The organism is Gordonia sp. N1V (assembly GCF_029269935.1).
In the GTDB taxonomy this organism is placed as follows: domain Bacteria; phylum Actinomycetota; class Actinomycetes; order Mycobacteriales; family Mycobacteriaceae; genus Gordonia; species Gordonia polyisoprenivorans.
The window spans coordinates 65,981-88,558 of the sequence record NZ_JARJDD010000017.1 but is presented as its reverse complement, the minus strand read 5'-3'; the positions used below and the strand labels follow the sequence as shown (position 1 = coordinate 88,558).

General features: G+C 68.3%; 21 protein-coding genes. 7 read left to right on the top strand and 14 right to left on the bottom strand.

What is annotated here, in order from left to right; translation table 11 throughout:
• Nucleotides 1–13 precede the first annotated feature (13 nt).
• From P3L18_RS20270 to P3L18_RS20260, 3 genes are read right to left on the bottom strand one after another with little or no spacing between them, the layout of a single operon-like run.
• Entirely contained in the window at nucleotides 14–2,086 is a 2,073-nt protein-coding gene (locus P3L18_RS20270; protein WP_276115043.1) for an acyltransferase family protein, read from the bottom strand.
• Nucleotides 2,083–2,394 (bottom strand): hypothetical protein, encoded by a 312-nt coding sequence (locus tag P3L18_RS20265; protein WP_276115042.1) that lies wholly within the window; start codon nucleotides 2,392–2,394, stop codon nucleotides 2,083–2,085. The genes P3L18_RS20270 and P3L18_RS20265 overlap by 4 nt, the downstream gene beginning before the upstream one ends.
• Nucleotides 2,391–4,043: a cellulose synthase catalytic subunit gene (locus P3L18_RS20260; protein WP_276115041.1), complete on the bottom strand. Its 1,653-nt coding sequence runs from the start codon at nucleotides 4,041–4,043 to the stop codon at nucleotides 2,391–2,393. The genes P3L18_RS20265 and P3L18_RS20260 overlap by 4 nt, the downstream gene beginning before the upstream one ends.
• Nucleotides 4,044–4,105: 62 nt before the next feature.
• Between P3L18_RS20260 and P3L18_RS20255 the strand changes: the two genes are divergently transcribed.
• The 5 genes from P3L18_RS20255 (at nucleotide 4,106) to P3L18_RS20235 (ending at nucleotide 9,056) form a co-directional block, all read left to right on the top strand.
• Nucleotides 4,106–5,323 (top strand): lipase family protein, encoded by a 1,218-nt coding sequence (locus P3L18_RS20255; RefSeq protein ID WP_276115040.1) that lies wholly within the window; start codon nucleotides 4,106–4,108, stop codon nucleotides 5,321–5,323.
• 129 nt (nucleotides 5,324–5,452) lie between these two features.
• The gene (locus P3L18_RS20250) at nucleotides 5,453–6,301 is read left to right on the top strand and encodes an SGNH/GDSL hydrolase family protein (protein ID WP_079931836.1); all 849 of its coding nucleotides are present in this window, start codon (nucleotides 5,453–5,455) and stop codon (nucleotides 6,299–6,301) included.
• Between the two features lie 118 nt (nucleotides 6,302–6,419).
• On the top strand, nucleotides 6,420–7,448 hold the full coding sequence (locus P3L18_RS20245; RefSeq protein ID WP_276115039.1) for a cellulase family glycosylhydrolase: 1,029 nt from the start codon (nucleotides 6,420–6,422) through the stop codon (nucleotides 7,446–7,448).
• A 104-nt stretch (nucleotides 7,449–7,552) separates the two neighbouring features.
• Complete coding sequence (locus P3L18_RS20240; protein WP_079931834.1) at nucleotides 7,553–8,305, top strand: potassium channel family protein; 753 nt, start codon at nucleotides 7,553–7,555, stop codon at nucleotides 8,303–8,305.
• A gap of 103 nt (nucleotides 8,306–8,408) precedes the next feature.
• Entirely contained in the window at nucleotides 8,409–9,056 is a 648-nt protein-coding gene (locus P3L18_RS20235) for an excalibur calcium-binding domain-containing protein (RefSeq protein WP_276115038.1), read from the top strand.
• Nucleotides 9,057–9,113: 57 nt separating this feature from the next.
• On the opposite strand, the gene P3L18_RS20230 is transcribed toward P3L18_RS20235, so the two are convergent.
• The 10 genes from P3L18_RS20230 to P3L18_RS20185 all read right to left on the bottom strand — a co-directional run bounded on the left by P3L18_RS20230 (nucleotide 9,114) and on the right by P3L18_RS20185 (nucleotide 20,409).
• Nucleotides 9,114–9,998 carry a 1,4-dihydroxy-2-naphthoate polyprenyltransferase gene (locus P3L18_RS20230; protein ID WP_079931838.1) on the bottom strand — a complete coding sequence of 295 codons (885 nt, stop codon included), beginning with the start codon at nucleotides 9,996–9,998 and terminating at the stop codon, nucleotides 9,114–9,116.
• A 22-nt stretch (nucleotides 9,999–10,020) separates the two neighbouring features.
• Nucleotides 10,021–11,403 (bottom strand): MFS transporter, encoded by a 1,383-nt coding sequence (locus P3L18_RS20225; protein ID WP_276115037.1) that lies wholly within the window; start codon nucleotides 11,401–11,403, stop codon nucleotides 10,021–10,023.
• Nucleotides 11,404–11,579: 176 nt separating this feature from the next.
• On the bottom strand, nucleotides 11,580–12,212 hold the full coding sequence (locus tag P3L18_RS20220; RefSeq protein ID WP_208794495.1) for a helix-turn-helix domain-containing protein: 633 nt from the start codon (nucleotides 12,210–12,212) through the stop codon (nucleotides 11,580–11,582).
• 116 nt (nucleotides 12,213–12,328) lie between these two features.
• Nucleotides 12,329–14,116 (bottom strand): siderophore-interacting protein, encoded by a 1,788-nt coding sequence (locus tag P3L18_RS20215; protein ID WP_276115036.1) that lies wholly within the window; start codon nucleotides 14,114–14,116, stop codon nucleotides 12,329–12,331.
• Nucleotides 14,117–14,302: 186 nt separating this feature from the next.
• Entirely contained in the window at nucleotides 14,303–15,229 is a 927-nt protein-coding gene (locus P3L18_RS20210) for a Clp protease N-terminal domain-containing protein (RefSeq protein WP_276115035.1), read from the bottom strand.
• A 31-nt stretch (nucleotides 15,230–15,260) separates the two neighbouring features.
• The gene (locus P3L18_RS20205) at nucleotides 15,261–15,503 is read right to left on the bottom strand and encodes a helix-turn-helix domain-containing protein (protein WP_006372671.1); all 243 of its coding nucleotides are present in this window, start codon (nucleotides 15,501–15,503) and stop codon (nucleotides 15,261–15,263) included.
• A gap of 151 nt (nucleotides 15,504–15,654) precedes the next feature.
• Nucleotides 15,655–18,219, bottom strand: coding sequence for an FtsX-like permease family protein (locus P3L18_RS20200; protein ID WP_276115034.1), 2,565 nt, complete (start codon nucleotides 18,217–18,219; stop codon nucleotides 15,655–15,657).
• Nucleotides 18,216–18,920 carry an ABC transporter ATP-binding protein gene (locus P3L18_RS20195; RefSeq protein ID WP_208794487.1) on the bottom strand — a complete coding sequence of 235 codons (705 nt, stop codon included), beginning with the start codon at nucleotides 18,918–18,920 and terminating at the stop codon, nucleotides 18,216–18,218. Before P3L18_RS20195 ends, P3L18_RS20200 begins: the two co-directional genes overlap by 4 nt.
• Nucleotides 18,921–18,986: 66 nt before the next feature.
• Nucleotides 18,987–20,117, bottom strand: a complete 1,131-nt coding sequence (locus P3L18_RS20190; RefSeq protein ID WP_014359044.1) for a PLP-dependent cysteine synthase family protein — start codon at nucleotides 20,115–20,117, stop codon at nucleotides 18,987–18,989.
• Between the two features lie 19 nt (nucleotides 20,118–20,136).
• Complete coding sequence (locus tag P3L18_RS20185) at nucleotides 20,137–20,409, bottom strand: DUF4229 domain-containing protein (RefSeq protein ID WP_210738916.1); 273 nt, start codon at nucleotides 20,407–20,409, stop codon at nucleotides 20,137–20,139.
• 391 nt (nucleotides 20,410–20,800) lie between these two features.
• On the opposite strand from P3L18_RS20185, the gene P3L18_RS20180 reads away from it, so the two are divergent.
• Both P3L18_RS20180 and P3L18_RS20175 read left to right on the top strand, forming a co-directional pair.
• Nucleotides 20,801–21,022: a BldC family transcriptional regulator gene (locus P3L18_RS20180; protein WP_079928894.1), complete on the top strand. Its 222-nt coding sequence runs from the start codon at nucleotides 20,801–20,803 to the stop codon at nucleotides 21,020–21,022.
• Nucleotides 21,023–21,211: 189 nt separating this feature from the next.
• Nucleotides 21,212–21,424: a hypothetical protein gene (locus P3L18_RS20175; RefSeq protein ID WP_276115033.1), complete on the top strand. Its 213-nt coding sequence runs from the start codon at nucleotides 21,212–21,214 to the stop codon at nucleotides 21,422–21,424.
• An 88-nt stretch (nucleotides 21,425–21,512) separates the two neighbouring features.
• Here the strand turns inward: P3L18_RS20175 and ccsB are convergent, their stop codons facing one another.
• Nucleotides 21,513–22,532 (bottom strand): c-type cytochrome biogenesis protein CcsB, encoded by a 1,020-nt coding sequence (ccsB, locus tag P3L18_RS20170; protein ID WP_014359042.1) that lies wholly within the window; start codon nucleotides 22,530–22,532, stop codon nucleotides 21,513–21,515.
• Between the last annotated feature and the right edge of the window lie 46 nt (nucleotides 22,533–22,578).

Here is a 22,578-nt window from a genome sequence, read left to right as displayed (position 1 = left end):
CCGCGGGAGCCGCTCAGCGGGCGTTGTAGTCGAAGCGGCGTTTGTCCAGCTGACGGGTGAGGGCGGGTTCGAGAACGTGTGCGGCGGTGGCGGTCAGATGGGATTCGTCACGGTACAGCAGGATCTTGTTGCGGGCCGGGACGCAGGTGTCGTTCTCGCAGAGCAGGTTGTTGACCGACAGGGTGATGATGTCCTTGTCGCGGCCGCGGGCTTGTTCGGTGAGGATCGGTTCGTGGCGGGTGACGTCGTCGAGGCGGAAATCGCAACGCGCCCAGTCGTCGAGGGCACCGGACATGCAGTCGGCGATCTGGAAGTTCGGGTACGGGGTGTCGGCGATGTAGACCAGTCGGGCGCCGGTGGCGCGCAATGCGGCGAGGGTGTCGTCCCAGGCTCGTGCCGATTCGTCGTAGTCGGGAACGTAGGTCGACAGTGACGAGAAGATGATGATCTTCGGTGCGAGCGCGGCGATCTGGTGCAAGGCATCGTCTCGCCAACGAACACGGTCCTCGGCGTTGAACGGGTCGGGGCGGCCGGGTCGGGGCCGGAGGTTCTGCGCCGGACACGCCGCCTTGGTGAACTGGTAGATCCGCCAGCCGTGCGCATTGCCGATGTCGCGCACGGTTTCCGACCATTGTTCGGCGTGTGAATCGCCGAAGAGGACGACGGGGATACCGTCGCCGGGACCGAAGGCACATTCGCGGCCGGGGCCGTACTCACCGACACGCACGAGACAGTCGTTGGGCTCGGGTCGATCGTCGTAGGCCTGGAACGGATTGGGCACCACGGGTCCGGATGTGGCGGCATTCTCCTGCCCAAACACCGACTGATAGCTCAGCGCGGCGTTGCTGACGGTGTCGCGACTGGCCACCTTCACGGTGATCACGCCAGCGGTCATCGCGACCGCGAGGCCGACGACGAGCCCGGTGAGCCCGACCGACAGCGACGCCGAATGATTGCGTCGCAGTTCGGTGTTGGCGATGATCGGTTCCTCGAAGAACAACGTCGAGGCGGTGGCGATCGCCAGTGACACCCCGCCGACGGCCAGCAGCGCCGGCCACGACGTGATGCCGGTCTGTGTCTCGAACAACACCAACGCCGGCCAATGCCACAGATACCACGCATAGGAGACGCGTCCGAGGAACCGGATCGGCGCCAACGACAGCAGGAATCCCGGGGTGAACACGTTGCCTGCGCGGGTGCCGATGTCGGCCGGAATCACCTGCCCGGACGCGATGATCAGTGCCGTCGACACGGTCGGGAGCAGAGCGGCGGTGCCCGGGTACGGGGTGCTCGCGCTGATCGTCACCACCGAGGCGACGATGCCCGCGAGCCCCGCCCAGCCCAGCGCTGCCGCCAGCCATCTCGTGGGCCGGATACGTCGGGCCGCACCGATCAGCAACGGCTCGGCCACGGCGAGTAGGCCGCCGACCCCGAATTGCCAGGCGCGGGTGTAGGTGGCCATGTAGGCGGTCGCCGGGTCGATCGGGGTGAGCCGGATGGCCCAGACGAGTGAGTCGACGGTGACCGCCCCGACCACCAGCATGATCGACCAGCGGATCGAGACATGTTTGCGCAGTGGGGTTCTCGCAATGAGGACCGCAGCACCGAAGATCGTCAGCGGCCAGACGAAGTAGAGTTGCTCCTCGATCGCCAGAGACCAGAAGTGGGTCGCCAGGCTGCCGTCGATCGCGCCGGCGAGATAGTCGGCATTCTGGGCGATGAAGTGCCAATTGGCCAGATTCGCGGCCGCGGCAAGCAGATCGATGGACTGTTTGAACACCCGAAGCAGCGGCATCGTCAGCGCCGCACCGATCAACGACACCACGATCACGAGCGCTGCGGCGGGAATGATCCGTCGGGCGCGGCGTGCGTAGAACCCCTTGAACGACAAGGTCCCCGACCGCTCGAACTCGCGGATGAGCAGGCCGGTGATGAGGAAACCCGAGATGACGAAGAACACGTCGACGCCGACGAAGCCCCCGCCGAAGCCGGGTACCCGGGAGTGGAAGACGACGACGAGAAGTACCGCCACGCCCCGCAATCCGGCGATGTCGGTGAAGAACGCCGAGGTCTGGGGTCGGGTCACGAGGCGGTCCACGGCAGCATGATGTCGAAGACCCCGAGCGCCACGGCGGCGAGGAAGACGATGGCCACGGTGTAACCGATGACCTCCCACGCGGTGATCCGGTTCCAATTGGGTGCGCTCGGACGGCGTTCGGTGATCGGCGGCCGCGGCAGGCCGTCCGGAACGGGCAGGCGGCCGGTGGTGGGATCGTTCGCAGGGCCGGGATCCGCAGGGCCGGAATGCGGGTGGACGGATACGTGATCGCCGGGGTCCGGTGGGCCGGGCTCCGGTGCGGCCACGTCTTCCGGAGCCGTCCACTCCCCTGTCATGCGAGGGTCCTTCGGTCACGCGCGATGAGCACCCGCAGGAATTCGACGAGCAGCGGGACCGCCAGATAGCTGTAGACGCCGGCGAATCCGATCATCATCCAGAACATCGGCAGTCCGCGGTCGGCGACGTCGATGATCGCGAACACCCAGAACCCGACGAGTGAGGCGCTCAACGACACCGCGCCGAGCGCACTGATGGTGCGAGCGAGGGTGTTGCTCACACCGACGGCACCGGTGGGTACCCAACCGATTTCGCGTCCGATGAGCTTGTGCACGATGGCCACCGCGTGCGCGAAACTGTAGGCCATCTGGATGCGCAGCACCTCCAGACGCCAGTGTGTCCGCGACACCAGCGGGAACACCACCACATACACCCAGAAGCCGGCGAGGAACGGAACGAGTTGGGCCGGCCGGATGTCCTCGGGGAATGCCGCCAGCATGATGATGCCCGGCACGAAGAACAAGAAGACGTTCAGCGCCGTCGTCAGATAGTAGAAGACACCGGCCCAGTGGGCGATCAACTGACCGAACGTCATTCGCCGGCGATCCTGCGCCAGAGCGGGATTGGCGATCCGCGACAGCGATCCCATACACCAGCGATACTGCTGGTTCAGGAAGCCGGCGAGATCGGTGGGACAGAGCCCGCGCGAAAGCACCACCGGCACATAGCGAATCCGGAATCCCGCCTGTTGCAGGTGCCGGCCGGTGTGCAGGTCCTCGCTGTGTTCGATGGGCGCGAAGCCGCCGATACGCTGCAGCGCCGAGCGTCGATAGAGCGCCGAGGTGCCCACGCAGTTGGCGGCGTCGAGACGATCACGCGACGGCAGCACCCACCGGTAGAAGAACTCCTGGGTGGCGCCGGCGGTCCGTTGGATCCACCCCATCTGTCCGGTGGTGGCGAAGCTCTGCGGGCTCTGCACGACCGCGACCTCCGGGTCGTCGAGGTACGGCATCAGATGTGCGAGAAAGTCTCGGCGCGGACAGAAGTCGGCGTCGAAGATGACCACGACGTCACCGTCGGTGCGGTCGAACGCGTGCCGCAGATTGCCCGCCTTGCGGAGATGCCCGCGATCACCGCGCACGTGGTAGCCGAAACCGAATTCGGCCGCGAGACCGGCGACCTGCGGACGATCGGCGTCGTCGAGGACGTGGACCGCGAGAGTGCCCGGCCATCCGAGTCGACAGACGTGGGTGTAGGTGTTGCGCAGGATGTCGAGGCTCTCGCCGCAGGTCGGCAGGAACACATCGACCGAGACGAACCGTCCGACGTCGGGAACCCATGTGGCAGCGAGCCGTTGGTGTGTGCGCCAGGTCACACGTCGGGTGCCGAGTCCGGTGACCAGGGACGCCACGGTGCCGACGACGTTGACGGCGAGGACGATCAGCGCCGGCCACAGCACGGGGTGGGCGGTGGCGAACGCGGTCAGCGACCACGCCGCCAAACCGAACGCGACGAGCATGACGAGGTGAATCCAGCGCATCTGCGGGCCGAGATACTCATAGACCTCGTTGTCGGCGGGCGGGGTCACCACGTGCGCCGGCGCGGGGTCGGGTGGCGTGCCGGCGCGGCGACGCGTGGGCGCGCTCGCGGCGGCATCGAGTGTCGCGGCGTCGATGTCTGTGCCCCCGAGCGTGAGTCCCACGCCCAACAGAATCGGTTACCGGCAACACCAATGCAATCCGGGCCACCTCCGGGCGCTACCGTTCTCGTGTGGTGTGGCCCGTTCCCCCGATTCGACGCCGAGCGATCCTCGGCGTCGTCGCCGTGCTGTGCGCTCCGACGCTCGGAGCGTGCAAGCCCACCGCGACGACCGTCTCGTCGGCCGCGTACTCCTCGCCCGCACCGAGCGCCGACGCGCTCGCCGTCCGCGGGCAGGTCGTGAGCACCACCGAGGCGCCGGCCGAATGGGCGACGAGTCTTCCGTCGGGAACGCGGGCAAGCCGTATCGTCTATCGGTCGGTGTCGGGTGTCGACGGGACGACCACGACGGTCTCCGGGGCGGTGTTCGTACCCGGCGGGACCCGCCCGGCCGGCGGCTGGCCGTTGATCGCCTACGCGCACGGCACGACCGGGGTCACCCGCGACTGCGGGCCCTCCGACCGGCCGGACATGCTCGGTGATCTGAAAGCGGTTGCGGCATTCCTCGACTCGGGCTACGCGGTGGCGACCACCGACTACCAGGGACTCGGGCTGCGGACCACCACGGCACCGCATCCCTACCTCGAACCGCGGACCGCGGCCTACAACGTGATCGACGCGGTCCGCGCAGCCCGGTCCAAGGAACCGACGATCGGTGCGCGCTGGGTTGCCGTCGGCGCGTCGCAGGGCGGCGCGGCGGCGTGGGCGAGCGCCGAACAGTTCGCCGGGTACGGCCGGGGCAGCGGTTCGATGCTGGGCGCGGTGGCCTCGGTCCCGCTGCTCGACGCGGGCTACCTCGTCGACCGTGCCCAATCGGGTGAGCTGACCCCGGCACAGCGCTGGCTGTATCCGATCCTCATCGAGGGTGTGGCACAGGCGAATTCGCGGATCGACCCCGACGACTACCTGCACGGCGTGGCCGCCGAGCGAGAGGCCACGCTGGTGTCGTGTACGGCGAACACGTCATCGTTGACCGCGCAAATCCAGGCCGCCGACACCTCCGTCTTCACCGCGAGCACCACGGCGGCCGCGGATCTGCGTGGCGTCCTCGAGTCGATGTCGTTGCCCCACAGCCACACTGACGTGCCCATCCTGGCGATGTACGGCAGCGTCGACGAGATCATCCCGGTCGACCGCATGGAGGCGACGTTGCGGAAAGGCTGCACACTCGGCGACTCCGTGCGGCGCGTCCGGCGCGAGGGCGCCGGCCATTCCCTGGACCCCGGTCCACTGCTGGGCGAGTGGATCGCCGACCGCTTTGCGAATCGTCCGGCGGCGGGGAATTGCTGAGAACGAATTCGTCCGACCGGACGACAATGTGGCCGGAGCACCGATGCGCGACGCGCGAGCGGCCGCGGTGGCCGCTATCGTGATGACCACTTATCGGGAGTTGTGGGTGTGAGTGGAGTCAATGCGCGGATGAAAAACCTGGTGAAGCGAATTTACGACTCTGCACCGTTGTGGGCGTGGATCGTGATGATCGTATGCGTGATCGTGTTGGTGGTCGGCCTGGTGATCTCGTCGAATCGCACGGCACCGGCGTCGAACGCTGCGAGTACCCCGGCGGTCCCGAGTGCCACCGAACCGGCCGGCACCCCGGCGACCGTCGAGTTCATCGACTCCGCCAAGGCCGACCAGAAGCAACCGAAGACACTGCTGCTCCTCGGTGATTCGACGGGCGCCTCGCCCAACGGATGGGCACCCCAGCTCGGGCAGGCGATCAGCACATCGCTCGACCGTCCCGTGGCGACCGCCTACTGGAACACCCAGACGGCCAAATACGGAGCTCCCGTCGGACTCGGCTCGGGCCCCAACGGGGCCGTCGGATACTGGAACGGCTCGGCCGCGGGCAAGAACGTGCAGTATGCGGTCGACAACCTGACCGCGCTGACCACCTCGCCGAGCGGTGCGGCGATCACGCCGGACCTGATCCTGGTGAACTTCGGGCTCACCGAGGACGCGAACGCGCCGTTGGCCACGAAGGTGCAGCCGCTGATCGCGGCGTTGCAGAAGAAGTTCCCCGACGCCGGCATCGCCGTCGTCAAACAGAACCCGCCGCGCGACTCCGACAACAGCGATCAGGTGTCGGGGTATGCGTCGGCGATGGATGCGCAGGGTATTCAGGTGATCGACGTGTATTCGGCGTTTCCCGCCGATCCGGCTGCTCGGGCGTCGCTGATGTCCGACGGGGTCACCCCCAACGCGGCGGGCCAGAAATTGTGGGCCAAGTCGGTACTCGCGGCGTTTGGTCTCCCCACCCCCACCTGAGGAAATCTCCCGGCACACGCTTTTCACCCGGCCGAAGGACACCCTGTCACTTCCGTGTCGCGCGCTTTTACGGAACAATTCTGAGGAACGTCCATATCGAACCTGAGAAAGTCCTGTCATGCACGCGCTCGCCACACCTCTTGCGCGCCGGATCGGCGCGGGTGTGTTGGCGGTCGGCATCGCCGGGACGATGGTCGGGGCGACGATGTGGTCACTGCCCAGTGCCGAACCGGCGACCACCACCAACCTGCAGGTCGCGCTGTCCTCGGTGGCCGAGGAACCGACCCAACTGGGCGTCACCGACGACCAGATCTATCGCATGTCCGACGCCCAGCTCAACGCCACGCTCGACGATCTGCAGGCCCTCGGCGTCACCGACCTGAGGGTCGGGGCCCCGCTGAGTTTCCTCCATCAGGACGGCGACGGGTGGGCGCGGCTCGATGCCATCGTCGACGGGGCACGCGCGCGTGGGATGACCGTGGTGATCGTGGCGTCGCTGAACTCCCCGTGGACGCCGTCGTCCGGACCGGCGGCGTCGTCGCCCGCCGAATTCGCCGACTTCGCGAAGCTGCTGGCCAGCCGATATCGAGGCAAGGTCGCCGGGTACGAGGTCTGGAACGAAGTGGGCACGACAATCAGCGCGTTCGTGCCGGCCGACGTCCTGCAGGATCTGCTCGACGCGGCCAGCGCCGCGATCCAGGCCGCCGACCCAGGTGCGCTGGTCCGAACCCAGCAGGTGCTCAGTCTGCTGTTACCGACGCCGTCGGCGCCGGTTCCCGACGTCGTGCAAACGGTCGTGCCGATGCCGTCGAGCGCGCCCGTGGTGCCGTCGGCTGCCCCCGCGGCGCCCGCCCCGGAGACCACACCGGACACCGATGCCACGCAAACTCCGGGCGGTGGTGGTGGCGATGCCGGTGGTGGCGATGCCGGTGGTGGCGCGACAAGCACGACGGCCACCGCGACGCCGAGTGAGACCTCACAGACGCCGACGGCGACGTCACCGGCGACGAATTCCCCTGCGACACAAACCGTTACACCCGACAGCGATCCACCCGACGGCCAGCCCGGCGACGATCCGGGCGACACCGCAGCACCCCACGGCACCGTCGTCGACGGTCCGACCCCCGAGGTGGCGGCCGCGCACTAGGGGCACGCGCGTCGGCCAATTGCTGCGTTCGGCGATGTGCTCGGGTGATGATTCTCGGCAGACACGGCGCGAACCGTGAGCGTACCGAGAACGAATGAGGCGAGATGACCACATCCCGAGACCACCGCGTCGACCTGCTCGCCGGATGGGAGCACCGCGCCCAGTGGCCCCTGGCGATCATTGCGACGATCTTCTTGGTTGCGTATTCCTTTCAGATCCTCGGGCACCCCGACAGCGTCTGGATCGCGGTGTTGCGCGTCGTGCTGGTGGTGTCGTGGGTGGCCTTCGCCGTGGACTACGCGGTGCGTCTGGTGATCGCTCCTGAACGAGGGCGCTGGTTTGTCCGGCACCTGTTCGACCTCGCGGTGGTCGTCCTGCCGATGCTGCGGCCGCTGCGACTGATAAGTCTCGTCGTTCTGGTCGGCGCGTTGCAGAAGGCGATCGGCGGCGCCATCCGCGGGAAGGTGATCGTCTACACCGCGGCGAGCTCGGTGTTGCTGATCTATGTTGCCTCCCTTGCGGTTTACGACGCCGAGCGGGGGCACGCCGGTGCGACGATCACCTCGTTCGGCGATGCGGTGTGGTGGTCGTTCGTCACTGTCACGACCGTCGGCTATGGCGATTTCGCGCCGGTGAGCATCACCGGCCGCATCGTGGCCGTGCTGTTGATGCTCGGCGGGATCAGCCTCATCGGCGTCATCACCGCCACCATCGCCTCCTGGATCGTGCAGCGGGTCGCCGAGGAGGACGACGCCGAACGCGCGGCGACCGCCGCCGAGATCCGGGAGCTGCGGGACGAGATCCGTTCGCTGCGAGATGCTCTCACCGACGGCGGGGTGGCTACCGACCACGGCTAAGCGACGACCGGATTTCCCCTGATCGACGGACACGAACAATGCCGACAAACCGGCCACGGCACGGCACAATGACGACGACATCGCCTTTCTCGGGAGTGAAAACATGAGCAGGATCCGTCGAATGATCATCGGTGCGAGTCTCATCGGTGCCGGAATCGCAGGGTCGGCACTGGCCGCCGGCCCCGCCCAGAGTGCGCCGTATTACTCGAATTGTTCCGAAGCGCGCGCTGCCGGCGCCGCGCCGCTCTATCGCGGTGACCCGGGATATCGCTCGGCACTCGATCGGGACAACGACGGCATCGCCTGCGAGACCGGCTCCGGATCGGGATCGCGTCCGCAGACCACGCCGCCGGCGCCACCAGCACCGCCGGCCCCGTCGGCTCCGCGTCAGACACCACCGCAGTTGCCGCCGCAGCCCGCTCCCCGAACCTCACCGTTCGCGTCGGTGGACTGGTGGCCGCCGTTCATCCCGGTCCCCGACGTCCGCTTCGGTGACTATTGCAGCTCGTTCAAATGGCAAGAGGGCCACACGATCACCAACAAGCGGGCGTTCTGTGTCCAGGTCCGTGGTACCGGAACATATGTGTGGGCACCGGAACGCCGTGTGACACCCCAGAACCCGAATGTCGTGCTCGCATCGTCCGGTCAATCGTGCGTCAACACCGACGCGATGGCGCGCGACTCGAGGGCTCGGACCCTGTTCTGCAACGCCGCGCGCGGCGGAAGCCGATACTCGTTGCAGCCGTACTGACGCCGAGATCCTCGGGTCGGGACGATCAGCACGAGATGCCGCTGAGGCATATCTGATTCAGCCGACGGCCAACGCGATCGCAGCGAGGATCGACCACACGAGCATCGCGATACCGGTGGCACCCAGGGAGGGAATGAGACCCGGGCCCACCGCTTTTCGCAGAACCGGGCGGGCGGCGAGCCAGATGACGGGCGCGACCGCGAGACCGATCAGTGACCACGGGGTTGCCAGGGCGAGAACGCAACTCGCGAGGAGGGGTACCGCCAGCAGGCCGACGTAGAGGCCACGGGTACGCCGATCGCCGAGACGCACGGCGAGGGTGATCTTGCCCGACTCGGTGTCGCTGGGGATGTCGCGCAGATTGTTGACGACGAGCACCGCCGTGGAGATCGAGCCCACCGCGATCGCGCACACCAGACCCACCCAGTCGACCCGGCCCGAGGTGACGTACTGCGTGCCGAGCACCGCAACCAGACCGAAGAAGGTGAACACGGCGATCTCACCGAGGCCGTAGTAGCCGTACGGTTTGGACCCGCCGGTGTAGAACCACGCCCCGGCGATACAGATCGCGCCGAGGACGACCAGCCACCAGGCCGTCGTCACCGCGAGGACCAGTCCCGCGATCGCGCCGATCCCGAAGCACACGAAGGCGGCGGCCTTGACCGCCGACGGCTGGGCGGCCCCCGACCCGACGAGCCGCATGGGGCCGACCCGCTCGTCGTCGGTGCCCCGGATACCGTCGGAATAGTCGTTGGCGAAGTTCACGCCGATGATGAGCGCGATCGCGACGACGAGCGCCAACGCGGCCTTCCACCAGACGACATCGGCCGACGAGTCGCCGTCGGCGTAGAGCGCGGCGCCGACCCCCGCGACCACCGGGGCGATCGCGTTGGGGAGGGTGCGCGGACGGGCGCCTGCTATCCACTGCGTTGCGGTTGCCACGCACTCGATCGTGCCATGCGGATCACGGCGCGGTACTTGCGACCTCATGCCGCGGCAAGACCGCCCAGGCGACGACGCTGCCGGCGAGCAGGAAGGCGGCCCCGACGGCGAATCCGAGGTGATAGCCGTCGGCCGGGACGGCCTGACTCGCCGCGATCGTCACGAGCACCGCCAGCCCGATCGTGCCGCCGAGTTGCCGCGAACTGTTGAGCACGCCGGAGGGGACACCGACCTCTGCGGAGTCGACGCCGCTCGTGCCCACCGCGCCGACGAGGACCATCGATCCGCCGATGCCGATCGCCGCGACGAGCGACGGCGCCAGGATTCCACGCCAGAAATCGAACTCGTCGGGCATCACTGCGAACAACCCGAGTCCGGCGGCGCCGAGGAGGCCCAGGACACCGATGCTGTTGCGGGCACCGATCTTCGGCGACAGCTTTCCCGAAAGGACAATTCCGACAACGACTCCGCCGCAGAACGGGAGGAACAGCAGTCCGGCGATGTCGGAGTCGACGTTCCACACGGTCTGCACGTAGAGCGAGGCGAAGTAGAAGGCGGCGAGCTGACCGGCGGCGAGCATGAACCCGAAGATGTTCGCGCCCACGATGCTTCGGGTCGTGAGAAGCCGAGGCGGCATGAGCGGATGGTCGGCGGTGCGCTCCACGATGGCGAACCCCACGAGCAGTAGTGCCGCAGCGGCGAAGCCGATCAGGGCGCGCGCCGAGGACCACCCGTGGTCGCCGGCGGCGGCGACCGCGAACACCAGACAGGCAACTCCGGCGGTGACGAGGACCGCACCGGGCACGTCGAGACGCCCGACGCTGCGCCGATGCCCGGCGTCGACACCGCGCAGAGCGGCGAGGAGTGCGATGACGACGATCGGCACGTTGACGAAAAGCACTGCGCGCCACGACCACCAGTCGGTGAGCAACCCGCTGAGAACCACACCGACGGCACCGCCGGCGGCTCCGGCACCGCCCCAGAATGCCATCGCGGTCTTGCGGACGGCCGAGTCGGCGCTCGAGGCGAGCGCCAGTGATGCGGGCGCGAGCAGGGCGGCCGCGACTCCCTGGATCGCTCTGGCAGCCACGAGAATGGCTGGGTTGGTGGCGAATCCGCCAACGATGCTCGCGACGGCGAACACCGTGAGTCCGGCGAGGATGACGGTCCGGCGGCCCCAGAGATCGCCGAGCCGGCCGCCGAGGAGCATGAACCCGGCGAAGGTCAGCAGGTAGGCGTTGACGACCCACTGCAGCCCCGAGGCGGTGAACCCGAGGGCGGCGCGCATGGCCGGCAGGGCGATGTTGACCAGCGACATGTCGAGCGCGACCAGGAACTGCAGGGTGAAGATGGTCCCGATCAGGGCGCGGTGATGGGTGGGTGTCGTCGTCGGCGTGAGGGTCATTGACGGTGAGGCCTCTCGACTAGGTTTCGGTACGCGTACGTTTACGTACGCGTACTGAAGGTAGCCTGGGTACCCGTGGATGTCGAGAGCGCTCTGGTTGGCGTCGACAGCGCCCTGGTAGGTGCCGACAGCGCCCTGGTAGGTGCCGACAGCGCCCGGAGATCCGGCCGGTCGGGTCAGTCGTTCAGATGGGACAGCACGCCGTCGATCTGCGCCGCCACCGCGTCGCGAACCCGGAACTCGCGCGAGTACTCGATCAGATGCGGCAGCAGCCGCGCGATGGTGGGCACGTCGGTGAGGAGGTCGGGGTCGATCGTTTGATGCCACGACTTCTCACCCGGCCGGCGTCGGGCCAGAGTGTCCTGCCACTGCAACTCGGAGGCGACGATGTACCAGACCGAGCGCCACGTCGACATCGCGGTCACCTCGTCGACGCCGAGTTCGATTGCGGCAGAGACGAAGGTGTCGGCAAGGACGAGTGCAGGCGCACCGACTGTGGTGCCCTCACGCAGGATGGGGACGATCCAGGAAATCGCGGCGAGCTCGTTGTACATGTCGACGGCGACGGCGATCATCCGCTCGCGTGGTGGCCCCTCGGGACGGGACCACGGGATGCGCGCGGCGACCTCGGTGAGAACGAGCTGCAGCAGTTCGGATTTGTTGTCGACGTAGTTGTAGAGCGTCATCGGTTTGGACCCGAGTTCACTCGCGAGCCGCCGCATGCTCAGGCCCTCGACTCCATCACGTTCGATGAGTCGGATCGCGGCGTCGACGATGTCGTCGAGCTGCAGGGATGGTGCGGGCGGCATGATGACCAGTTCTACCAGCCTCCGCCGAACCGGGCGCTGTCGGCGAGGTGAAGGGCGCCGTCGGCGTCTGGGAGGGCGCTGTCGGCGTCAGGGAGGGCGCTGTCGGCAAGGTGGTGTCAGCCGGGCTGGGTCGGCGACAACTCCAGGCACTCGACCCCCCAGCCGAGGGCAGTGGCCGAGGCGACGGACCAGCCGGCGGCGTGTGCGAGGCGTTTGAGGTCGGCACCGGTGCGCGGCGGCGCCCCGACGGCTCCGAGCGCGACCACCGCCATCTCGGCGGCCCGGGCGTTCAGGGCGTCGGCTTCGGTCGACTCGACCAGCAACACGATGTCGGTGGCGGCATGGACCCGGTCGAGATACTCGATGATCTCGTCGTCGGTGCGATGCTCGACCGCACCCGCGAGCACGACGGCATCCGGGGTGCCCCAGTCTTCGGCGAAGTCGACGCCGGGCGGCGGGTCGTCGCTGCGCAACGCGGCCAGCGGGGCCGGCTCCTCTACCACGGTCAGTGCCGCGCGCACCCCGCCGGTGCGCAGTCCGTCGGCGACGACGAGCGCGGCCGGGCCGCCGATGGCGATTCGAGAGTACCTGGACCACAGGGGAAGTGCGGCAAGCGCGGGCATCAGGAAGACGAGCCCCTCGGCCTCCTCGACCAGTTCGGCATAGTTCTCCGCCGACGTGGCCACATGTGTCCGCAAGGTGTCACCCGTGCGCTCCGACCAGGCCGGTCGCCCGGCCTGCAACGCGTCGGCGAGTCCACCAAGGGCGAGCACCTGCTCGGCGTAGAGACCGTCGAATTCCTCACGCGCGTGCTCGTCGTCGAGGAACCGCTCCCCCACCGGGCCGAGGACGATCTCGTCGCCGCGAACACCGAGCACACCGCAGGGAACAAGAACACCCAGCAGCGAATCCAGGCTTGCCACAGAGATTGCGGTGGCCGTGGCGACCTCTCCGCGGGAGCGACCTCCGCCGGCGAGTGCGTCGATCACCCCGAGCCGCAGGGCCGCGCGGGTGGCCATCCACGCCACCGGCGACCCGATCGGCATGACGGGTACACCCGCAGTGGGTGATTCGCCGTCTGCTGCAACATCCGCGGGTTCGTCACGAATGTGCCAGTATCCGGTGATGTCGGTGTGGGACTTGGGAATACCCCAGTCGCGTGTCACGAGTCGGCGCAGCGGGAGCAGCGCCCGGCTCTCCGCCGACGCCCACACATAGGCGGGACGACGGACAGGCGCAGCATCGGTAACCGCAGCCAGCAACTCGTCACGGTCGCCGGGTGTACCGATGACCCAGTCGAGTCGGTCGCCGTCACCGATCGCGATGTCCTGCATCGCATTCTGCGAGGCGACGACGAGGATCGCCCGGGTCGGCACATCGAGCGGACGCTCGGCGAAGAAGCGGGCGATCGCGGGAATCGCCGTCTCGTCGCCGACGAGCAGCAACTCGGCGACGTCGTCGGGGATCACGGTGGAGGCCTTGGGTCCGGCGAACCAGAGGTCGTCGCCCGGTTGCGCCGAACGCACCCACTGTTCGGCCGGGCCCGACGCGTCGCCGTCGGTGTGGACGACGAAGTCCAGTTGCATCTCGAGCACCTGCGGATCGTGGTGGTGCGGAGTGTAATCGCGCGTCACCCGGTGCTCCGAGGGCAACCAGTCGATGCCGTTCTCCTGTTGGCGGGGCAACGCGTCGGTGATTTCGGCACCGGGGGCGAAGATGAGCTTGATGTGGTCGTCGAACGCGGGAGCGGCGAAGGCGGGGAACGACATTCCGTCGCGGGTGAAGGCGCCGAGTTGCTCACCGCCGACGGTGACGCGCCGCATGCGCGGCGTGACGTCGGTGACCGCGCGCACCTGGACGCATCGCAGGACGAGCGGGTGGGCGCGATATCGGGACCGGCTCATCGGTGGTGCTCATCTCCTGGTGTGGGGTCGTCGGATCGGGCGTCGGCGTGACCGACGGGTCCGTGCGCCCATCACCGTACCCGCGCGTGCGGGCGTCCGATACGCCCGGTTCCGGCTCAGCGGACACCGAAAGCCGGCCGTACGCGTGGTGCGTACGACCGGCTTTCTCGTCGGCGCGGCGAGGTGTCAGACCCCGGCCGGCGCCTCCGGCAGGCTCGCGAGGATCGCGGCCTTGAGATCGTCCGGCGTGGTCGCCGAGTTGATCACGGCCACCGACGCGGGGTCGGCGACCTCGATGATGCCGAGCAGCAGGTACTCGGCGCGGAGCCCGCGGTCGTTGCGTTCACGGGCGATGCGGACCGCAGCCTCGAGCGCCTGACGCGTCTCGGGGGCGAAACGCGGACGCATGCCACGACCGCGCGGCCCGCGTCGGCCGCGTCCGGGTTCGAAGGGTCCGCCGGGGCCGAATCCGGGTCCGTCCCAGCCGCGTCCGCGGCGGTCGGGGCCCCAGCCCTCGGACTGTCCGTCCTCGGCGTCGGCATCCTGCGGTGCCCAGGGCGCCGGGCCCCAGCCCTGGGGTCCGTAACCCTGTGGCCCGTAACCCTGGGGTCCCCAGGCTTGCGGTCCCCACGGTTGAGGGCCCCAGGCCTGCGGTCCGTAGCCGCCGCGTCCGCGACCACGACCGTGGCCATGTCCGCGGCCCCGTCCGCCTCGGGGGCCGCAGTCCCCGCGTCCTCGTCCGCGGTGCGGGCGCTCGGCCCAGCCGTCGGCGAGGTCGTCGCCGAAGCGGTCGCGCACCGCGGCACGCACCTTGTCGAGGTCGATTCCGATGGAGCGCAACGCTTCTCGGTCTTCCTCGTAGCGGTCGGCGGCGCTCTGCTCGGCAGCGTCGTCGTCGGTGTCGTTCTCGTCGTGATAGGCGCGGGAGGCGTCTCGCGCGTCGATCAGGTTCAACCCCGCCTCGGTGAGCACGCCGTACAGCGGCGTCCGTGCGTTGCACAGCATCCCGAGGATGAGGTGGTCGTTGCCGAGCCGGTGGTGTTCCAGGTCGGCGGCTTCTTGCGTGGCGAATGCCAGCAGCATCTTGTCGTCTCGAGTGAATCGACCGAACATGATGGTTCTCCTTACGAAGTCGTGCGGCCCATCACTGGGCATCGCGTTGTGAGTGCTTCTGGTGCACGGCCTGCCGGCTGATCTGCAGAACATCTGCAATCGCCTGCCAGCTCCAGCCCTGGTCACGGGCGTTGGCGACCTGAACTTCCTCGAGGCGGTCGGCCAGGGTGCGCAGGGCGCGTACCGCGGCCAGACCTCGAGAAGGGTCGTCGCTCGCGGCGGCCCCGGCGAGGCGGTCGGCCTCGGTGGGTTCGTTGGTCTGTTCGTCGTGCATGGTGTCAGGTTATGTTGACGCGGAGTGGTTGTCAAGAATTATTGACGAGAAGCTTGACGGGTGGGCGCCGTCGGCGATGGGGAGAGCGTCGTCGACGGTGGGGAGGGCGCTGTCGCGAGAGTGGGGAGGGCGCTGTCGCGAAAGGGGGGCGCTACTCGTTGGCGATGGACTCGGTGATGTTCATGCGCGCGGCCCGGCGGGCGGGCACGAGCGCGCCGACGAGACAGAGCACCACCGACACCCCGACGAACACCAGCGTGATCGGCCGGGGCGAGTACGCGATGTCCAATGAGGTGGTGGCACTGAGTATCTCGTCGCTCAGCAGGTGCAGGACAATGCCGATGACGAGTCCGAGGAGTGCGCCGACGACGGCGACCGCCCCGGCTTCGGCGAGCACCATCTGGGACAGGAATCGTCGGGAGGCGCCCATGGCGCGCAGGACGCCGAGTTCGCGTCGGCGTTCGATCACCGACAACAACAGGGTGTTGAGCAGCGCCACGGCGGCCGCCACCGACACGATCCACTGGATGGCGACGGTGAAGCCGCCTGCCTGCTGGGCTTGGCGTTGGGTGGCGGCCAGCGCCTCGGCCCCGGTGTAGACGTGGGCGTGCAGTCCGCCGTCGAGCGGGATCTGCGCAGCGATGCGGTCGAGGGCCGCGCGCACCTGGGTCTTGTCGGCGCCGGGCGCGGTGATCACCTGCAGATAGGTGTCGCCGGGCCGGTTGAACCAGCGGCCGAGCAGGGCGCTCGAGACCGCGGCGGTGCCGGAGTCGATGGCGACGTAGTCGACGGTGTCGCGGACCACCGTCTGCTGGTAGCCCGTCGGCGTGGCGATGCGCAGGACGTCGCCGGTGTGGACGCCGAGGGCACGGGCGAGCACATTCGACAGGATGATCCCGTTGCCGGCGAGGACCTGACGGACCGCGTCGGGACTCGCCTTGCGCATGAACGGGGCGCGTGAGCCGGGCACCAGGCCCTGGACGAGGGCACGGTCCTCACCGATGTTGACGTTGGCCCACTGGCCGCCGATCACCGCACTCACCCCGGGCACGGCGGCGACCTCGGTGGCGATCTGCGGCGCCAGGACAGGGCCCAGTGGCACCTCGTCCGAGGTGGAGGACGACACGTAGAAGTCCGGATCGCCGAGACCGTCGAGGGATGTGGAGATCGACGAGACGAGATTGTCCAGGGCACCGGAGGTTCCCATACCGACGGCGATCGCCACGGCCACCGTCATCAGGGTGGCCCACGCACGACGCGGGGCGCGCCCGGTGTTCACCGACGCCAGGCGGCCCGGGCCGCGGAATGCCCTGGCCAACAGCACCACTGCGGTGACCAGTGGTCGGGTGAACGCGAAGCAGATCAGCAACGCACCGATGGCGTAGACGGCGCCGGCAACGATGGCCGGCCTACCGGGGACGGTGAACACGATGATCCAGGCGCCGATCACCGCGGCGACGCCGACGAGTCCCGCCACCCACACCGCCACACCACGACGGGGCACGCCGTCGGCGACCTCGCCGGGACTCATCGCCTCCACCGGGGACACCGAGAACACCGATCGCGCAGCCAGACTCGTCGCACCGACGCAGGAGACGACGCAGGCGAGGATCGCGACGACCGGTACATACGCAGGCAAGTGGTACGTGATCGCGATGGTCACCCCGTCGCGGGTGGTCTCCGGGACTTGGGAGACCGCCCAGCGTCCGGCGAGAACTCCGACGGGTACCCCGATCGCACCGCCGACGATGCCGAACAACGCTGCCTCGCCGAGCATGTCACCGACGAGGTGGGTGCGGCGGGCACCCAACGCGCGCACCATCGCCAGGGATCGGCGCCGGGCGGCCACCGCCATGTTCATCGTGTTGAACACCAGGAAGGCAGCAATCACCAGCGACACCAACGCCACCAGCAGCGTCGAGTCGCGGGTCACCGAGCTCGCCAATTCCGCTTGCTTGGCCCGGAAGTCGGGGTTCACCACGACAGCTCGACCGTCGACGACGCGAGTGGCCTCCGCGCGCAGATGTCCGACGTCGGCTCCCGGCTTGGCGACGAGGAGGATCGACGTCACCCGGCCCGCGGTGCCCGCCGGGCCGGCCAGGTCGGTGAGACGTTGCGCCAGCGGCAGATACGCGAACGCGTACCTACCCTCGTTGAGCTTGTCGGCGTCGGGACCGGTGACCACCCGGGCGACGCGTACCTCGTCGTCACCGATCGTGAGTTGTTGTCCCTCACGTAGTCCCGTGGCGGGTCCGGCGATGATCCCGTCCTCCAGGTCGGCCGGTGAGATCGACACCCCGCCCTGCGCGGCGGCGAGATCCCCCGACAACGCCGTGACCCGAAAGTCGGAGCCCAGCAACGGGATCTGCGTGCCGCCCACGGTGATCGACCCGCGGATCAGCGGGACCACGGCCTTGGCGTCGGGCAGGTCACGACGCAGTTCGGCGGCCAGGCCCGCGTCGACACCGGAATCGGCGATGGCGGCGACCTCGAGGTCGGCGGCACCGGAGATCGCCGAGTTGAAGGCCCGCACCGACGCGGTGAACGAACCGTAGGTGCCCAATACCGCGACCAGCAACGCCGAGGACACCACGACCACACTGAGCGAGGTGAACACCCGCATCCGGTGGGTCCGGATCTCGCGCAGATTGAGCACCCGGATGCGGGTGAAGCCGGCGAGGAACCCGGCGACGAGACCACCGGCGCCTGCGCTCACGCGATCTTTCCGTCCCGAACGGTGATCGTGGTGTCGGCGACCGCCGCGGCGTGCTCGTCGTGGGTCACCATGACGACCAGCCGGCCACTGTGCTCATCATGGGCGCCGGAACCGTGGGCGACGTCGGAGAGCAGTTGCAGCACAGACTGACCGGTAGTGGAGTCGAGATTGCCGGTCGGCTCGTCGGCGAGCAGGATCGCCGGCTCCATGATGAGCGAGCGGGCAATCGCCACGCGCTGCATCTGCCCGCCCGACAGCTCCGACGGCCGGTGGTTGATGCGGTCACCGAGACCGACCCGCTCCAACAGCTCGACCGCGCGGGGTTTGGCCCGGCGCAGCGACTTGGAGTCGAGAAGTTGGGGCAGCGCAACGTTTTCCCACGCCGACATCGTCGGGACGAGATTGAAGAATTGGAAGATGAAGCCGACGCGATGCCGCCGGAACTCGGAGGCGGCGTTGTCGTCGAGGGCACCGAGATCGACGCCGTCGACGCGGATGGACCCCGAGGTGGGGGTGTCGAGTGCGCCCATCACGTGCAGCAGCGTCGATTTGCCGGCGCCCGAGGGGCCGACGATCGACACGAACTGCCCGCCGGGCAGCGTCAGGTTCACCCCGTCGAGGGCGCGTACCCGCTCCTGTCCCAACTGGTATTCACGGACGACGTCGACTGCCTCGACGAGGTTGCGCTCCCCCACGGCCATGGGTCGATGGTAGCGAGCGCGGTGGCGCGGGCGTCGGTGTACGTCGCGGCGGCCGGCGTTCCCGGATCAGCCGGTGAACCGACCGGTGGCGAAGAACTCGTCGAGGACGCTCGTCGGCGCGGTGAGGTCGAGCTGTTGGGCGGCAAGCCAGTCATCGTCGAAATATGTTGTGCTGTACCGCTCTCCGGGGTCGCACAGCAGGGTCACGACGCTGCCGGACTGTCGTCCGCCGACCATCTCCGAGACCAGTTTCAGTGCGCCCCACATGTTGGTGCCGGTGGACCCGCCCACGCGGCGGCCCAGTCGTTCGCTGACGCAGCGGGCGGTGGCGATGGAGGCGGTGTCGGGGACGCCGATCATGCGGTCGATGACCTGGGAGACGAAGGAGGGCTCGACACGCGGGCGGCCGATTCCCTCGATGCGCGAACCGATCTCGGAGGTCAGGGTGCCGTCGCCGCTCTCGTAGGCGGGCAGGAACACCGAGTTCTCCGGGTCGACGACGGCCAGCCAGGTGGGGTGACGGCGGTAGCGCAGGTAGCGGCCCAGGGTCGCCGACGTGCCGCCGGTGCCCGCGCCGACCACAATCCACGTCGGGATCGGGTACTCCTCGTCGGCCATCTGCGCGAAGATCGACTCGGCGATGTTGTTGTTGCCACGCCAGTCGGTGGCGCGCTCGGCCATCGTGAACTGGTCGATGAAGTGGCCGCCGAGTTCGGCCTCGAGACGCAATGCCTCGGCGTACACCTGCGCCGGCCGTTCGACGAAATGGCAACGGCCGCCCTCTCGTTCGATCAGGGAGGTCTTGGCGGGCGAGGTCGACGACGTCATCACCGCGAGGAACGGCACGCCGATCAGGTGCGCGAAATAGGCTTCGCTGACCGCGGTCGATCCCGACGACGCCTCGATGACGGTGGTGCCCTCGGTGATCCAGCCGTTGCAGATCGCATACAGGAACAGCGATCGCGCCAATCGATGCTTGAGCGAGCCGGTCGGGTGGGTGCTCTCGTCCTTGAGGTACAGGTCGACGCCGCCCGGCGTGCCGTCGGCGTCGGTCCAGCGCGACCAGTCGGGTAGCTCCACCCGCAGCAGATGGGTGTCGGCGCTGCGGCGCGCGTCGGCCTCGATCAGCCGGACCGCGTTGTCGGCCCAGGAGCGGTCGGCGCGGCGATCGATGTCGATGGTGCGTGCGGGGCTCATCGTCTCGGGTCGGCTCGGGTCAGCTGCCACGCAGCTTCGACTGCAGCTCGTCGTGGCGCTTGCGGCGCTGCTCGTCGACGGCGGAGATCTGGGTGTTGACGCGGGTGCGCAGCGATTTGAACACGACCATGCCCAGCGGCAGCGCGATCAGGACCCCGAACACCGCGGCCACCAGCAGCGGCACGTTGACGCCCGCGAGCTTGCCGATGCCGATGATGATCGCGGCGACCACGACCACCAACACGAGACGGGCCAGGGTGTACAGGCCGATGGACGCCAGGAGGCTGCCCATACCGACCTGCGGTTTACGCTCTTCACTCACGGCGACCAGCGTACGTTGTGGCGCGGCCCGGCGGCCCGCCGCGGTCTGCCCGGTCGGTGAGGGGCGAGCGGTGAGAGCGAGCGCCCGATCGACGCAAAAGTGCGCCCGGTCGGCGTGCACGTCGAGGAGCGGTCGAGGGCCCACTTTGTACCAAGGGTGTCACCGGGGTCGGCAAAGGGGACGTAAAAGGCACTGGTCGGACGTGTGCGCAGGTCACAGGCTTCTTTGCACTCTCTTTACCTACCGCTGACGGTTCGAGTACCTGGGCGTTTTGCGTGTATTCATTGAGTCAGCGTGCGACTGCGCGCGAAGGGTCCGAGAGCGTCAGGTTCTCGGCACGGACACACGAGGGAGTCCTCCCATGACCGCAATTCACTCCAACCCGCTGTCGATGATCACCCCGGGCATGGCGAGCCAGCACACGCTGACCCCCGGACAGGTGGCGTCGATGTTCAACGTGAACCCCAAGACCGTCGCGCGGTGGGCCAGCTCCGGAATCCTCGGCTCGATCCGTACCCCGGGCGGGCATCGTCGCTTCCGCGAGGAAGACGTCGTCGCCCTGCTGAACCGTCGCGTGCCCTGAGAGTCACCACAGCCTCGGCAGGCTCGGTCGGTGTCGCCGTCCACACGACGCCGACCGGGCCACGCCATCGGCGCACACGTGCGCACACGCCGTACCACCTGAGTGCCGCCCGACACCTGCACTTTTGACGTCGGTCGGACGACGCATCTCGCGTCTACCGTCGCGTAATGTGGTGAGTGGGAGGTTGCCATGGCATTTCTACTCACGTTGGTCGGCATCATGGCCGTCGGTTTTCTGTTGTGGCGCGTTTTCGGTTCCAGCCTGATCGATGACGACGGCACACGCGAACCGGCCGCCAAACGCGGTCCGGTCGGCCCCGACGACGATCCCGAGTTCCTGATGGATCTCGACCGTCGCAGCCGCGGTACCAACGGGTCCGACCCAGACGATCACCAGCACTGACGATCACTGATCGGCCTCACCCCGATACCGACACGAATGCGCCCCCGGAGTCTTCCTCCGGGGGCGCATTCGTGTGCGTGCGGGCTGCTCAGAGGCCTGCGTAGGAGTGCAGGCCGGAGACCACCAGGTTGATGATGAACAGGTTGAAGAGCATCGCGACGAAGCCTGCGACGTTGATCCAGGCGGCCGCGGTGTTGCGCCAGCCGGCCGTGGCCCGCGCGTGCAGGTAGGCCGCGTAGATCACCCAGGCGATGAACGAGACGGTCTCCTTGGGGTCCCAGCCCCAGAAGCGTCCCCACGCGGACTCGGCCCAGATGGCGCCGCAGATGACGCCCAGACCGAACAGCGGGAAGCCGAAGACGACGCATTTGTAGGCGAGGCGGTCGAGGGCGTCGGCGCCCGGGATGTGCGCGACCAGCCGCATCACCGCACCCTTGGCGCCGGTCTCGGTGCGTTCGAGAGACTCGGCCTTCTCGCCCCACTGCATCTTGACGAGGTAGAGCATGCTCGACACCCCCGACACCAGCAGGACGCCGGAGCTCACCGAGATGATCGACACGTGGATGGCCAGCCAGTACGACTTGAGCGCGGGCACCACCGGGGCGGCCTGGGTGTAGAGCTCGGTGCCGGCGATGAACATCAGCAGCGCGACCGGGACCAGCACGAACGACAGCAGCGGCCGGTTCGCGGGTTTGCGGAGCACGACGACACCGGCGACGACACCGGCCGCACAGGTCAGCGAGATGAACTCGTACATGTTGCCCCAGGGCGCACGATCGACGGCCATCCCGCGGCAGATGATGGACGCGATATGCGCGGCCAGGCCGACGAAGACCACCGGATAGGCCATGGCGCCAAGGGTCTCGGAGAAGGTCCGGCGGCGCGCGGTATCGGCGATTTTGCCGGGGGTGCGGTCCCCGGTTGCGCCGGCACCCGATCCGACGCCCGCCCCGACGAGTTCTTTGGACGCCAGACGCCTGGTCCGCGCGCCGGCGAGGGCCGCGAGGAACAGCAGCATCGCCAGTACGTAGACGGTGATGGCGGTTCCGAACAGCAGGTCGGAGTACCGGGCGAGCGTCTCGTCGACGTGCTCTGTACCAGTGTTCATCGATTCACCTCATCAGTCCTGCGGAAGAACGTGCGGCCGCCGTGGG